Origin of the sequence: Frigidibacter sp. MR17.24, assembly GCF_037095655.1 — a bacterium.
Classification (GTDB): Bacteria; Pseudomonadota; Alphaproteobacteria; order Rhodobacterales; family Rhodobacteraceae; genus Frigidibacter.
Genome location: NZ_JBAWKE010000002.1, coordinates 505526 through 519808 on the forward strand (window position 1 = coordinate 505526; position 14283 = coordinate 519808).

The 14283-nt window shown below is 69.7% G+C and carries 12 protein-coding genes, 1 tRNA gene and 2 riboswitches; all 13 genes read right to left on the bottom strand.

Annotation, left to right across the window (positions count from 1 at the left end; genetic code table 11):
• Window position 1: 1 nt before the first annotated feature.
• The 13 genes from mdoH to V8J39_RS09805 all read right to left on the bottom strand — a co-directional run bounded on the left by mdoH (window position 2) and on the right by V8J39_RS09805 (window position 14253).
• On the bottom strand, window positions 2-1837 hold the full coding sequence (mdoH, locus tag V8J39_RS09745; RefSeq protein ID WP_442902572.1) for a glucans biosynthesis glucosyltransferase MdoH: 1836 nt from the start codon (window positions 1835-1837) through the stop codon (window positions 2-4).
• Between the two features lie 3 nt (window positions 1838-1840).
• The gene (locus tag V8J39_RS09750; RefSeq protein ID WP_336460691.1) at window positions 1841-2017 is read right to left on the bottom strand and encodes a hypothetical protein; all 177 of its coding nucleotides are present in this window, start codon (window positions 2015-2017) and stop codon (window positions 1841-1843) included.
• Window positions 2014-3663, bottom strand: a complete 1650-nt coding sequence (locus V8J39_RS09755) for a glucan biosynthesis protein (RefSeq protein WP_336460692.1) — start codon at window positions 3661-3663, stop codon at window positions 2014-2016. Before V8J39_RS09755 ends, V8J39_RS09750 begins: the two co-directional genes overlap by 4 nt.
• A 327-nt stretch (window positions 3664-3990) precedes the next feature.
• Window positions 3991-4066, bottom strand: a tRNA-Ala gene (locus V8J39_RS09760).
• A 92-nt stretch (window positions 4067-4158) separates the two neighbouring features.
• Window positions 4159-4605, bottom strand: coding sequence for a thioredoxin domain-containing protein (locus V8J39_RS09765; RefSeq protein WP_336460693.1), 447 nt, complete (start codon window positions 4603-4605; stop codon window positions 4159-4161).
• Window positions 4606-4729: 124 nt separating this feature from the next.
• A complete protein-coding gene (gene gcvP / locus V8J39_RS09770; protein WP_336460694.1) occupies window positions 4730-7567 on the bottom strand; it encodes an aminomethyl-transferring glycine dehydrogenase in 2838 nt (945 codons plus the stop codon).
• Between the two features lie 84 nt (window positions 7568-7651).
• On the bottom strand, window positions 7652-8014 hold the full coding sequence (gcvH, locus tag V8J39_RS09775; protein ID WP_336461195.1) for a glycine cleavage system protein GcvH: 363 nt from the start codon (window positions 8012-8014) through the stop codon (window positions 7652-7654).
• 38 nt (window positions 8015-8052) lie between these two features.
• On the bottom strand, window positions 8053-9186 hold the full coding sequence (gene gcvT, locus V8J39_RS09780; RefSeq protein ID WP_336460695.1) for a glycine cleavage system aminomethyltransferase GcvT: 1134 nt from the start codon (window positions 9184-9186) through the stop codon (window positions 8053-8055).
• A 73-nt stretch (window positions 9187-9259) separates the two neighbouring features.
• Window positions 9260-9327: riboswitch (glycine riboswitch) on the bottom strand.
• A gap of 2 nt (window positions 9328-9329) precedes the next feature.
• Window positions 9330-9431, bottom strand: a riboswitch (glycine riboswitch).
• 84 nt (window positions 9432-9515) lie between these two features.
• On the bottom strand, window positions 9516-10220 hold the full coding sequence (locus V8J39_RS09785) for an ABC transporter ATP-binding protein (RefSeq protein ID WP_336460696.1): 705 nt from the start codon (window positions 10218-10220) through the stop codon (window positions 9516-9518).
• A complete protein-coding gene (locus V8J39_RS09790; RefSeq protein ID WP_336460697.1) occupies window positions 10217-10930 on the bottom strand; it encodes an ABC transporter ATP-binding protein in 714 nt (237 codons plus the stop codon). The genes V8J39_RS09785 and V8J39_RS09790 overlap by 4 nt, the downstream gene beginning before the upstream one ends.
• Window positions 10918-11874 (bottom strand): branched-chain amino acid ABC transporter permease, encoded by a 957-nt coding sequence (locus V8J39_RS09795; RefSeq protein WP_336460698.1) that lies wholly within the window; start codon window positions 11872-11874, stop codon window positions 10918-10920. The genes V8J39_RS09790 and V8J39_RS09795 overlap by 13 nt, the downstream gene beginning before the upstream one ends.
• Window positions 11871-12752 carry a branched-chain amino acid ABC transporter permease gene (locus V8J39_RS09800; RefSeq protein ID WP_336460699.1) on the bottom strand — a complete coding sequence of 294 codons (882 nt, stop codon included), beginning with the start codon at window positions 12750-12752 and terminating at the stop codon, window positions 11871-11873. Before V8J39_RS09800 ends, V8J39_RS09795 begins: the two co-directional genes overlap by 4 nt.
• A gap of 184 nt (window positions 12753-12936) precedes the next feature.
• Window positions 12937-14253: an ABC transporter substrate-binding protein gene (locus tag V8J39_RS09805; RefSeq protein WP_442902573.1), complete on the bottom strand. Its 1317-nt coding sequence runs from the start codon at window positions 14251-14253 to the stop codon at window positions 12937-12939.
• Window positions 14254-14283 lie beyond the last annotated feature (30 nt).

Genomic DNA, 14283 nt, shown 5'->3' on the forward strand with positions numbered 1-14283 from the left:
ATCAGGCGTGGACGAGCGTGCCGGCCGCCGGCGCGGGCTCGGTCGCCACGGCTTCGGGCTCGGGCGCGGACCAGGCCTCGAGGATGTGCTTCCAGGCCAGGATCACCGGGCTCGGCGCCAGTTCGGCCGGCACGGTGAACAGCTTGTGCGCCCCCAGCGCGGCCTCGCCCGACTTGCGCGACGACCAGCTGATGATCTGCGGCGCGAACAGCATCGGCAGCCCCACCGGCAACAGCCACGCGACCAGCGGCGGCGTCAGCCACCAGACCAGCACCAGCCCGATCAGGCCGGTGAAGGCGATCCAGCGGCTGGCGGCCCAGGCCTCCTGCATGCCCAGCGTCCCGTCGCCGCGGTTGTTGGTCGGCCAGCCGGAATCCAGCCCCAGCAGCACCTGCATCACCGAGCGGGTCTGGAACATCAGCATCACCGGCGCGATCACCGACGAGAACATCAGCTCGACGATGGTCGAGCGGATCGCGGTCGACCCGCCGCCGAAGCCGTGCGCCCGCCCGCTCCAGGCGGCCTGCAGGCCGATCATCAGCTTGGGCAGCAGCAGCAGGCCGAAGATGCCGATCGCAAGCTCGATCGCCTTGGCCGCGTCGTTGTGCGGGAAGAACGGGAACAGCTGGCCATAGGGATCGGGGAAATAGTCCGGCCGCGGCGCCAGCAGGATCGCCGCGATCGACGTGGCCATGAAGCCCAGCCAGAACAGCGGCGCGATATAGGCCAGGATGCCCTGCACGAAGACGAACCGGCTCCATGGCTTCAGCCCCGGCGCCATCACCAGCCGCGAATGCTGCAGGTTACCCTGGCACCAGCGCCGGTCGCGCTTGGCATGGTCGACGATGTTCTCGGGGCCTTCCTCGAACGAGCCTTCCAGGTCCTCGTCCAGCCGCACGGTCCAGCCCGCGCGCGCCAGCAGCGAGGCCTCGACATAGTCGTGGCTCATGATGTGGCCGCCGAAGGGCGGGTCGCCCGCCAGCACCGGCAGGCCGCAGCTTTCGACGAAGGCCTTCACCCGCACCATGGCGTTGTGGCCCCAGAACGGGCCGGTGCGCCCCTGCATCACCCCCAGCCCGCGCGCGAAGGCCGGCGAGAAGAACGAGGCCGAGAACTGCATCGCGCGGCCGAAGCGGCTTTCCGCCTCGATCACCTTGGGCAGCGACTGCAGCAGGCCCAGCTGGGGATCGGCCTCGACCCGGCGCGCCATCTCGAGGATCGTCGCGCCTTCCATCAGGCTGTCGGCATCCAGGATCAGCGCGTAATCGTAGGCCCCGCCCGAGCGCTGGAAGAAGTCCTCGATGTTGCCGGCCTTCTTGCCGGGGTTCGAGGCGCGGCGGCGGTAGAACATCCGGCCCTCGGCGCCGCGCTCGCGCACGAGGTGCAGGAACCACTCGCGCTCCTGCGCCGCGACATCCTCCTTGCGGGTGTCCGACAGCACGGCGAAGTGGAACTTGTCCTGAACCCCGAGCGCCGCGAGCGAGGCGTCCATCGCCGCGACCCGCGCCAGCACCGGCATCGGTTCCTCGTTGTAGACCGGCACGAGGATCGCCGTGGTGCCCTGCACCGCCGGCCCCTCGCCGCGCATCCAGCCCGGCTGCTCGGTCACGGTGCGCAGGAAGCCAAGGCCGATCAGGCCCTGGATCGCGCCCCAGGCCAGCCAGAAGGTCGACAGGATGATCAGTGCCGACCGGATCCAGTCCGTCGCCTGCAGCCCGTCACCCGAACCGTATTGAAGAAACAGCGCACCGGCCGACAGACCGATGCCGATGCTGAGCACCAGCGCAACCGTCCGAACCCCCTGGGTGACGGCCAGGCTCACCCGCCGGGGGCCCAAGGGTCAGTTCCCGGCCTTGCCGACCCGGGCGCCTCCGAACATCGACGCGATCCGCGCGACGATCGAATGCTGACGCTCGAGCACCTGCGTCGGCATCACCATCGGCGCCACCGGCAAAGCAAACAGGCTCTCGCCCACGAGTTCCGCATCGGACTTCACGACATTACCTTCCACAGTCATTCCTGCACCCACTGATAAAGCCAGTTTTCTGTCAGTTTCCGGTCATAGCCCGCGACATGGGCGACCAGTTCGGTCACCCCGCCCTGACGGCCCCGCACATCGATGACGAGACGCCAGATCTTCTTTCCCTCGATCTTCGACAGGGCTTGGTGGATCACCTCGCCGCCGCCGACGTTCACGACCGGGGTAAGTTGGGCATCGGATGGCAGCTCTCCAAGAACGCCGCCTTCGAAGTCCACAACAAATTTGCGGGTGTTGGGTTCCCCCTCGGCCCCCGCAACCCCGGCATGTCCTGCGCGGGTATCCGACACCCAGGCAAGGTCACCGTCCGTCGAGGGCGGCAGAACGCCCCAGTGCAGACGATACCGGAATTCACGGCTTTCACCGGCCGGAATCGTGCCATCAACGGCCCAGAAGGCGACAATATTGTCGTTCACCTCCAGATCCGATGGAATTTCGACCAGTCGGACCGATCCCTTGCCCCAATCGCCCAGCGGCTCGACCGCCAGCGAGGGCCGAGTCTCGTAATGCGCCTCGGCGTCCTGGTAGGCGTCGAAATTGCGATCGCGCTGGTACAGGCCGAAGCTGCGCAGGTTCTGCTCGCCGAAGACCGAGCTGGACAGCCGCGGCGGGTTGTTCAGCGCCCGCCACAGCACGTCGCCGTCGGGGCGCACCATCCGCAGCCCGTCGCTATCATGCACGCGCGGGCGGTAGTCGGTGAAGTTCTCGCGGTTGTTCGACGCGAACAGGAACATCGAGGTCAGCGGCGCGATGCCCAGCTGCTTGACCTCGGCGCGGAAGAACAGCCGCGCCGTCACCTCCATCCGGGTGTCGTTGCCGGGGAAGATCTCGAAGCGGTAGGCGCCGGTGCAGCTGGGGCTTTCCAGCTCGGCATAGACGACGACCGACTTGGCGTTCATCACCGGCCGTTCCAGGTAGAAGGCCGAGAACCGCGGGAATTCCTCGCCGCCCGGCAGGCCGGTGTTGATCGCCAGCCCGCGCGCCGACAGGCCATAGGTGTTGTAGCGGCCGAGCGCGCGGAAATAGCTTGCGCCGACGAAGCTCACCAGCTCGTCCAGAACGTCGGCGCGGTTCAGCGCATAATGCAGCCGGAAGCCCGCGACGCCGGGCAGGTTGAAGTGCTGCGGCACCATCTGCTCGAGATCGCCGCGATAGACGAAGTCGTCGGTCGAGAACACGAATTCCCGCGCGACGCCCTCGGACACCTCGTAGACATGCACCGGCGCCTTGAACAGCCAGCCCAGGTGATAGGCCTGGACGCGGAACAGGCTGCCGTCGACGTCCCAGCGGGCGCGGTCGGCGCGGAAGTTGATCTGGCGATAGCGGTCATAGCCCAGATCGGCCAGGAACCCCTCGAGCGGCGGCGTCTGCTCGGGCTCGCCCATCGCGCGCTGGCGCATCTGCTCGGTCAGGATGTCGAAGCTGAACGGCGGCGGCGGCGGCTCGGCCGGGGCGGCGGCGACCGGCGGCTGGGCGTCCTGCGGCTGGCCCTCGGGGGCCGGCGCGGCAGGCTGCTGGTCCTGCGCGAAGGCACGCCCGCCCATCAGCGCAAGCGCGGCCGTCGCCTGCGCCAGAAGCGCGCGGCGGCTGGGAGCGAGGGGCGAGAGGGCGGTCTTGCGGATCATCGGGCGGTGTCGTCTCTCGGATCGGTCACCGAAGCAACGCATCGAAAAGGCGTCATGTTTCGGCGGCCGGCGTTTTTTCTGCAGGGCGGCGACATCCGGCCTGCGGTCGGGTGCCTCCAGTTCGGTCTGGCTGTCCGACGCGGGGCGGGCGTGGCGCCTTTCCCGAATCGGGCCGCGGCTGACACGCGGCTTTCGCACCATTTACATCAGCTGTTCACGCAGGTGCAGCACAACTTGCTGCAATGCGCAAAACCTTGCCGGACCACACAAAAATACCACGCCCGAGGGCGTTTTCCTGAACGGCTACCGCATCTTCAAGAGAGAGGGTGGTGGAGCAGAGGGGGATCGAACCCCTGACCTCGTCATTGCGAACGACGCGCTCTCCCAACTGAGCTACTGCCCCCACGGGGCGGGTATTTGCCCCCTTTGCCGGGGAGTGTCAAGCGACCCGGGCGAAGGCGGCGAAAGAAATTTCCGCCCGCGCGCCCCGGTGGCTCAGCGCGGGCCCGCCCCGGCCTTGTCCTGCAGGAACTGCACGATCTGCGCCGCCGGGCGCTGCCCCGCGGCGCGGCCCAGCTCGCGCCCGCCGCGCCACAGGATCAGCAGCGGGATACCCCGGATTCCAAGCTGTTGGCTCACCTTCGGCGCGGCCTCGGTGTCCAGCTTGGCGAATCGCACCCGGCCCTTCAGCGTCTCGGAGGCACGCGCGAATTCGGGCGCCATCGCCCGGCAGGGCCCGCACCAGGCGGCCCAGTAGTCGACGACCAGCGGCAGGTCGTCGCCCTTCGCCTTCGCATGGATCGCGGCATCGATGGCGGCGACCTTGCCGGTCACCAGCCCCGCGCCGCAGGTGCCGCATTTCGGCCCCGCGCCCAGCCGCTCGGCCGGCACGCGGTTGGCCTGCCCGCAGGCAAGACAGGTCAGCTTCAGGCTCTCGGGCATGTCATGGCCCCCCTTCCCTGCCGTCCGCGGACGGCGGTTTCGTCACCACGCGCTTAAACGCCCGCGCGTTGGGGGTGTACAGGTGGTGTACGGGGGGCGCACGCCCGGCGCCCCCCGTTTTCGCTCATTCCGCGGCTTCGGCGTAGCTGTCGAGCGGCGGGCAGATGCACATCAGGTTGCGGTCGCCCCAGACGTTGTCGACCCGGCCGACGGGCGGCCAGTACTTGTCGACGCGGAAGCTGCCGGCGGGGAAGCACCCCTGCTCGCGGGTGTAGGCGCGGTCCCAGTCGGCGACCAGATCCTCGACCGTGTGCGGCGCATGGCGCAGCGGGCTCGCCTCGGCGGTGATCTCGCCGCGCTCGACCGCGGCGATCTCGTCGCGGATCGAGATCATCGCCGCGATGAAGCGGTCCAGCTCGGCCTTGGTCTCGGATTCGGTGGGCTCGACCATCAGCGTGCCCGCGACCGGGAAGCTCATGGTCGGCGCGTGGAAACCGTTGTCGATCAGGCGCTTGGCCAGGTCGTCGACGGTCACGCCCACGTCGGCGAAGCCGCGGGTGTCCAGAATGCACTCATGCGCGACCCGGCCGCGGTTGCCCATGAACAGCACCGGATAGGCCGGCTTCAGCCGCGAGGCGACGTAGTTCGCGTTCAGGATCGCGACCTTGGTCGCCTGCGTCAGCCCCGCCCCGCCCATCATCAGGCAATAGGCCCACGAGATCAGCAGGATCGAGGCCGAGCCATAGGGCGCGGCGCTCACCGGCCCCTCGGCGCCGCCGGTCTCGGGATGGCCCGGCAGGTAGGGCGCAAGATGGCCCTTCACGCCGATCGGCCCCATGCCCGGGCCGCCGCCGCCATGCGGGATCGCGAAAGTCTTGTGCAAGTTCAGGTGGCTGACATCGCCGCCGATCGCGCCCGGCTTCACCAGGCCCACCATCGCGTTCATGTTGGCGCCGTCGATATAGACCTGCCCGCCATGCTCGTGGGTGATCTGGCAGACGTCGCGCACCGTCTCCTCGAACACGCCATGGGTCGAGGGATAGGTGATCATCACCGCTGCCAGCCGGCGGCCCGCCGCGGCGGCCTTCTCGCGGAAGTCCTCGATGTCGATGTCGCCGTTCGGGGCGGATTTCACCACCACGACCTTCATCCCCGCCATCTGCGCCGAGGCCGGGTTCGTGCCATGCGCCGAGACCGGGATCAGGCAGATGTCGCGGTCCTCGCCGTTGGCGCGGTGATAGGCGGCGATGGTCAGCAGCCCCGCGTATTCCCCCTGCGCGCCCGAGTTCGGCTGCATCGAGAAGGCGTCGTAACCCGTGATCTCGCACAGCTTTTCCGACAGGTCCGCGATCGCCTCGGCATAGCCTTGCGTCTGCGAGGCCGGCGCGAACGGGTGCAGCGCACCGAATTCGGGCCAGGTGATCGGCATCATCTCGGCCGCGGCGTTCAGCTTCATCGTGCACGAACCGAGCGGGATCATCGCGCGGTCGAGCGCGAGGTCGCGGTCCGACAGCCGGCGCATGTAGCGCATCATCTCGCTTTCGGCGCGGTTCATGTGGAAGATCGGGTGCGACAGATAGCCGGTCTCGCGCAGCATCGCCTCGGGGAAGCCTAGGCCCGGCGCCGGCGCCTCGGGGGCGGCGATGCCGAAGGCGTCCAGCAGCCGGGTGATGACGCCCGCGTCCGTCGTCTCGTCAAGGCTGATGCCGACGCGGTCGCGGCCGACCTTGCGCAGGTTGATCCCCCGCTGCTCGGCCGCGGCAAGGATGCCGGCCTGGCCCACGCCCACCTCGACGGTGATCGTGTCGAAGAAGGCGCCCGGCGCGACCTTGGCGCCGGCCTCGGTCAGGGCCTTCGCCAGCCGCACGGTGTTGAAGTGGACGCGTTCGGCGATGGCGCGCAGGCCGACCGGCCCGTGGAACACCGCGTAGAACGACGCCATCACCGCCAGCAGCGCCTGCGCGGTGCAGACGTTCGACGTGGCCTTCTCGCGGCGGATGTGCTGCTCGCGGGTCTGGAGCGCGAGGCGATAGGCCTTGTTGCCCTTGGCATCGACCGAGACGCCGACGATCCGGCCGGGCATCGAGCGCTTGTATTCGTCGCGGCACGAGAAGAAGGCGGCGTGCGGGCCGCCGAAGCCCATCGGCACGCCGAAGCGCTGCGACGAGCCGACGGCGATGTCGGCGCCCATCGCGCCCGGCTCCTTCAGCAGGCACAGCGCCAGCAGGTCGGTCGCGACGACCGCCACGGCCTTGGCCGCGTGCAGGGCCGCGATCTCGGGGGTGAAGTCGCGCACCTCGCCATGGGTGCCCGGGTACTGGAACAGGGCGCCGAAGCATTTCGACGCGTCCAGGCTGTCGACCGGCCCGACATGGCACTCGATCCCCAGCGGGATCGCGCGGGTGCGCACGACCTCGATGGTCTGGGGGTGGCAGGCCTCGTCGATGAAGAAGCCGCGGGCCTTGGATTTCGCCACGCGCTCGGCCATGGCCATGCCCTCGGCCGCCGCCGTCGCCTCGTCCAGCAGCGAGGCGTTGGCGACCGGCAGGCCGGTCAGGTCGGCGACCATGGTCTGATAGTTCAGCAGCGCCTCGAGCCGGCCCTGCGCGATCTCGGGCTGATAGGGGGTGTAGGCCGTGTACCAGGCCGGGTTTTCCAGGATGTTGCGCTGGATCGCCGGCGGGGTGACGGTGCCGTAATAGCCCTGCCCGATCAGCGAGGTCATCACCCGGTTCTTCGCGCCGACCGCGCGCATCTTCGCCAGCAGTTCATGCTCGGCGAGCGGCGCCCAGTCCAGCGCCGTGCCCTGCCGGATCGAGCCCGGCACCGTCTCGGCGATCAGCTGGTCGAGGCTTTCGCAGCCGACGGCCTTCAGCATCTCGGCCATTTCCGAGGGCGAGGGGCCGATGTGGCGGCGGTTGGCGAAATCGTAGGGATCGTAGGCGGTGGGGGTATAGCTCATGGCAAGCATCCTGCGGGCGGGGGGCCGCGATGTCGGGGAGAAGGCCCGTGCGCGACAGGCGCGCGCGGGCGGAGGGTGGCGGCCTTAGCCGACCATGTCCTTGTACTGGTCTTCCGACATGAAGCCGTCGAGGACCGAGAGATCGTCGAGCTTCATCTTGAAGAACCAGGCGGCGCCCATCGGGTCCTCGTTCACGAGGCCGGGGTTGTCGGCCAGCGTCTCGTTCACCGCGACGATCTCGCCGTCGACCGGGGCCAGGATGTCCGAGGCGGCCTTGACGCTTTCGATCACCACGACCTCGTCGCCCTTGGCGCACTGGGTCTCGATCTCGGGCAGTTCGACAAAGACCACGTCGCCCAGCTGTTCCGAGGCATGCTCGGTGATGCCGATGGTGACGGTGCCGTCATCCTCGACGCGGATCCATTCGTGGTCTTCGGTGAATTTCAGCATGGCAGGTGTCCTGTCAGTTGGCTGGTTGGGAGTGTTCAGCGTTTGAAGCCGGCGGGGCGGAACGGCATCGGCACGACCGTGGCGGGCAGCCGCTTGCCGCGGACCTCGCCGTAGACCGTGGTGCCGACCTCCGTCCCGGCGGGCAGGTAGGCCATGGCCATCGGCGCCTCGATCGAGGGGCCGAAGCCGCCCGAGGTCACGCGGCCGATCGCCGCGCCGCCCTCGGGACCGGCGAAGATCTCGACGCCTTCGCGCATCGGCGCGCGGCCCTCGGGGCGCAGGCCCATCCGCTTGCGGGGCGCGCCTTCGGCGAGCTGGGCCAGGATCGTCGCGGCCCCGGGGAAGCCGCCGGCGCGCGCGCCGCCGGTGCGGCGCACCTTCTGGATCGCCCAGCTCAGCGCGCCCTCGACCGGGGTCGTGGTGGTGTCGATGTCATGGCCATAAAGGCACAGCCCGGCCTCGAGCCGCAGGCTGTCGCGGGCGCCAAGGCCGATCGGCGCGACCTCGGGCATCGCCAGCAGCGCCTCGGCAAGCTGGGTGACGAACGCGTCGGGGACCGAGATCTCGAACCCGTCCTCGCCGGTGTAGCCCGAGCGCGAGATCCACAGCTCGACCCCGTCCCAGTGCCGGATGCCCACGTCCATGAAGGCGAAATCGGGCGCGTCGGGGACCAGCCGGGCCAGCGCGGCCTCGGCCTTCGGGCCCTGCAGCGCGATCAGGCCGCGGCCCGTGATCTCGGCCACGTCGCAGTCGGGAAGACCCGCCTTCAGGACCGCGAGGTCGCCCTCCTTGCAGGCGGCGTTGACGACGATGAAGACGTGGTCGCCGCGGTTGGCGATCATCAGGTCGTCGATGATGCCGCCCTCGGGCGTGGTCAGGAAGCCGTAGCGCTGCCGGCCCTCGGCCAGCCCGGCGATGTCGACGGGGATCAGCCGTTCCAGCGCCAGCGCCGCGTCGCGGTTGTCGCCGGAGCGGGCGGTGACGATGACCTGGCCCATGTGGCCGACGTCGAACAGGCCGGCCTCGGCGCGGGTGTGCAGGTGTTCCTTCAGCACGCCCATCGGGTACTGCACCGGCATGTCGTAGCCGGCGAAGGGCACCATTTTGGCGCCAAGCGAAACATGCAGGGCGTGCAGGCCCGTGCGGCGGAGCGTGTCGGTTTCGGCCATCGCCTAACCCCTATCCTGTCGCGCCGGCGAAAGCCCCGGCATCCCTCGGGCGCTACGCGCGCCCAGTGATGCCCCCTCTGTCCCTTCGCCTGAGATCGTTATCCCTTCGGCGGACGCCTCTCGGCGCCTCTCTCCAGAGTGTTATGACAGGACGGTCCCTTGCGCCTGAGAGTTTACCGGGGCGGTTGCTCCTTCGGCACCGTCGGTCCCCGTTCGGGTCCGCCGGATTCTCCCGATCCTGTCACCAAGCCGGATAGCCGCGGCATGCATCCGTGGCAAGCGAAATGATGGATTCGACCGTTCGCGCACCAAATGCGACTCGGACGTGGTCAGACACCGACGTATTGGCGGAAAAGTTCGTCACCCGCGGTCAGCCCGGCGGCCCCGACCGTCGCCGCGATCCGGCCGTGATCCATGAAGGCCACGCGGTCGGCCATCGCCAGGACCGCGTCCACCCGCTGCTCGACCAGCACCGTCGCGACGCCGGTCGCCTTCAGCGCCACCACCGTGTCGCGGATCAGCCGGATCATCGAGGGCTGCAGCCCCTCGGTCGGTTCGTCCAGCAGCAGCACCGCAGGCTCGAGGCAGAGCGCGCGCGCGAGCGCGAGCATCTGCTGCTCGCCCCCCGAGAGGGTGCGCGACACCTGCCCCAGCCGCTCGCGCAGCCGCGGGAAGAGGTCGAGCACCCGCTCGCGCACCTCGGCGCCGCGGCCGCGGGTCATCAGCCCGACCTCGATGTTCTCGGCCACGGTCATGTCGCCGAACAGCCGCCGGCCCTGCGGCACATAGGCGATGCCCTCGCGCGGGACCCTGTGCGCGGGCAGGCCCGAGACCACGCGCCCCGCCAGCGCCACCTGCCCCGCCTGCGCCGGGACAAGGCCCATGATCGCCTTCATCAGCGTCGACTTGCCGGCGCCGTTGCGGCCCATCAGGCAGGTGACCTCGCCCGCCCGCGCCTCGAGGTCGAGGCCCCGCAGCACGGTGACCGGGCCGTAGCCGGCGGTGAGGCCGGCGATGGCGAGGGCGGCGGTCATACCGTGTCTCCGAGATAGGCCTGCTGCACCTGCGGGTCGGCGCGGATCTCGTCCGGGGTGCCGGTCGCGAGTCGCTGGCCGAAGGTCAGCACGGTGATGCGGTGGGCGAGGTCCATCACCACGTCCATGTTGTGTTCGATCAGCAGCACCGTGGCCGCGGGCACGACCGAGCGCACCAGCGCCTTGAAGGTCGCGATCTCGCCCTCGGCCAGGCCCTGCGTCGGCTCGTCGAGGATCAGCACCTTGGGCTCGAGCGCGAGGCCCATCGCCACTTCCAGCAGCCGCTGGTGGCCATAGCTGAGCGTGCCCGCCAGCTGGCCGCCGCGATCGGCAAGGCCCACCCGCTCGAGCGCGGCGCGGGTGCGCGCGGCCGGGTCGCCGCGATGGCGCGACTGCACGGCGAGCGCGACATTGTCGTAGACCGGCAGGCGCGCGTAGACCGAGGTGATCTGGAAGGTGTAGGCGATGCCCGCGCGCACCCGGGCATGGGCGGCCATCCGGGTGATGTCCGTGCCGTCCAGCGCGATCGTGCCGGACTGGACCGGCACGCGCCCCGACAGCAGGCTGACGAAGGTGGTCTTGCCGGCGCCGTTCGGACCGATCAGGGCGTGGATCTCGCCTTGGGCGAGGTCGAAATCGACGCCGTCGACGGCCTTCAGCCCGCCGAAGTGGCGGGTGAGCCCGCGGGCGGAGAGGATCACGGAAGCCATGGTGCCCACCTGTCGCGGATCGTGCCCAGGATGCCCTTCGGCGCGAACAGCACCAGAAGCAGCAGCGCCACCCCGGTCACGAGCAGCGTCGCGGTGGTCAGCGACGCGGCAAGATCGGTGAGGTAGAACATCGCCGCCGTGCCGAGGAACGGCCCCAGCACCGTGCCCGCGCCGCCCAGCAGCACCCACAGGAGCGGCGCGATCGAGTTCTGGATCGCCGCGAAGCCCGCGCCCATGTAGCCAAACAGCAGCGCATAGGCCGCCCCGGCCACCCCGGCATAGAGGCCCGAGATCACCAGCGCGATCAGCTTCACCCGGTAGGGGCTGTAGCCCAGCATGCGCGAGCGTTCCTCGTTCTCGCGCATCGCGACCATGACCCGGCCGAAGCGCGAGCGCACCAGCAGCGCCTGCGCGATCAGCCCGACCGCGAAGATCGCGAAGGCGGCGAGATAGCGGGTGTCGTCCTGCGCGAGGTCGAAGCCCGCGATCCGGCGCAGCGCGGCGGCGAGCACGATCCCCTCCTCGCCGCGGGTGACGTCGGTGTTGTAGAGGATCGTGAGATAACCCGCCTGCGCGAACATCATCGTGACGATCAGGAAGCTGACGCCGCTGGTGCGCAGCGCCAGAAGCCCCACCGCCAGCGCCATCGCGCCCCCGCCCAGAAGCCCGAGCGCGAGGCCCGGCGCGGCCGGCACGCCGCCGTATTCCGCCGCCATCCCGGCGGCATACATCCCTGCGCCGAAGAACAGCGCGTGCCCGAGGCTGAGAAGCCCGGTGTAGCCGAAGGCGATGTTGTAGCCCATCGCATAGGTCGCCAGCAGCATGATCCGCGCGAGGTTGCCCTCGTGATAGGGCGGCAGCAGCAGGGTCGCGGCGGCGAGCAGCGCCAGCAGCGCGAGCGGCAGGGCGAGCGGCAGGGCGAGCGGCAGGGCGAGGGTCTTCACGTCCGCGCGCCTCCGAACAGGCCCTGCGGGCGGAACACCAGCACCAGCGCGACAAGCAGCGTCGCGATGATCTTGGCCAGCGTCGGCGAGAAGAAGACCGAGATGATCCCGTCCGACAGCCCGATCACCAGCGCGGCGACCAGCGTGCCCCGCAGGCTGCCGAGGCCGCCGATGATGACGGTGATGAACGACAGCAGGAGCGGGTCGTGGCCCATCAGGTAATGCGCCTGCTGGATCGGCACCACCAGCACCGCCGCCAGCGCCGCGAGCCCCGCGCCCAGCGCGAAGACGCCGGCATAGACCCGCCCGGTGTCGATGCCGAAGGCGGCCGCCGTCTCGCGGTCGATCTGGGTGGCGCGCATCACCAGCCCGGCGCGGGTGCGGGTGAGCCCGAGCCAGAGCGCCGCCAGCACCACGGCCGCCGCCGCGATCACCGCGAGCTTGTAGCCCGAATAGCCGAACCACGGCAGCTGCACCCGGATCGAGAACGGCGCCGGCACCGGCCGCGCCTCGGGGCCGTAGAGGCTGAGCGCGGCCTGCTGGAAGATGTAGAGAAGCCCGATGGTGGCGACGATCGTCGCGTCGGGGTCGTAGTTCAGCCGTTTCAGCACCAGCCGGTCGGCGAGCGCGGCGATCCCCGCGACGAGGCAGGGCGCGATCGCCAGCGCCGCGAGGAAACCGAGCGCCGGCGGCCCGGGGACCAGCGAGGTCACGAACCAGGCCGCGACCGCGCCCAGCATGAAGAACTCGCCATGCGCGACATTGACCACGCGCATGACGCCGAAGACGAGGCTGAGGCCCGCGGCGGTCAGCGCGAGCACCGCGGCCGAGACCAGGCCCTCGAGCGAGGCGAGAAGGAAGAAGGCTCCGAAACCCAAGGGTCAGTTCCCGTGCGGACAGGGAGGAGGGGGGGGGGGGGGGGGGGGGGGGGNGAGACCAGGCCCTCGAGCGAGGCGAGAAGGAAGAAGGCTCCGAAACCCAAGGGTCAGTTCCCGTGCGGACAGGGAGGAGCGGGGGTTTCACACCCCCGCACCCCCGTGGGATATTTGGGCAAAGTCGAGATCAGAAGGACATCGCGGTGTAGTCGACCTCGTCGGGATAGAGCCCGTCCTCGAGGCCGGTGGTCGCGACCTTCACCAGCTTGCCGCCCTCGACCCTCGAGACGTACTGGTGGCCGAAGGCCTGGTGCGTCTTGCCGTTGAAGGTCTTGGCCCCTTGCGGATGCGCCATCGAGCGCGGCATCTCGGTCATCGCCTCGACCGCCTCGACGAATTTCTGGCGGTCGGCCGTGGACTGGTAGCCCGCGGCCTCCATGCCGGCCTTGATGACGTGCAGCGTCTCCCAGACCGAGAACATGTGCGCGTAGGTCGAGACGTCCTTGGGGTCGGCGAGGCTTGCGCCCGTGGCGTCGACGCCCACGGCGGCGCGGAACGCGGTCTCGATCTCGTCGGCACCGGCCTGCTGGTAGCGCGGATTGCCCTCCCAGAAATGGGTGCCCTCCAGGAACTCGAGCCCGGGGCTGTCGATCGCCACCGCCTCGAGGCTGTCGATGAAGCCGAAGATCTCGGGACGGTCGCCCGAGCCGAAGAACTCGCCCAGCTCGCGCACGAAGGTCAACACCGAGGGACCGATCATCACGTGGTAGATCACCTCGGTCTCGGCCGGGATCCGCGGCAGGTAGCGGGTGAACGAGGTCTCGGTCGGGGGGATCGCGATCATCTCGATCACCTCGCCGCCGGCGGCCTCGATCGCGGGGGCGAAGTTGTCGCGGTGATCGTAGCCGAAGGCGTAGTCGGGGAAGATCATCGTGACCTTCTTGCCCAGGGTCGACGCGATCCAGGGCGCCATCGCCATCACCTGGCTCTTGACGTCGGTGATGCCGGGCTGGAGCGTCCAGCGGTTGAGCTTGCCCCCCGCGAGGCTGTGGCCCTCGGAGCAGAGCAGGTAGGGGATCTTCAGCTCGCCCGCGCGGGGGGCCGAGCCCATGACCACGTGGCTGAAGAGCGGCCCGAAGATCAGGTCGCAGCCCTGCTGGGTCGCCAGCTTCTCGATCACCTCGGCGCCGCGCTTGGGGTCGGTGCCGTCATCCTCGAAGGCGATCTCGACCGGGCGGCCGTTGATGCCGCCGGCGTCGTTGACGGCCTTCAGCGCCGCCTGGGCGGTGCGTTCGTACCAGCGGCCATAGGCGGCGCCGATGCCGGTGCGGTGCAGCTGGAAGCCGAGCCTGATCGGGGCTGCGCTTTGCGCCGAGGCGAAGCGCGCGGGCAGCGCGAGCGCGGCGGCGCCGCCGGCAAGCCCGCCCAGGATCGCGCGGCGCGATGGTTTCAGAAGACCCGGTTTGGCCAGGCGCGGCGCGGGGCCGGTCAGCATGGACGTCATCTCATTCCTCACTGTTGATCGGGTCCCGCG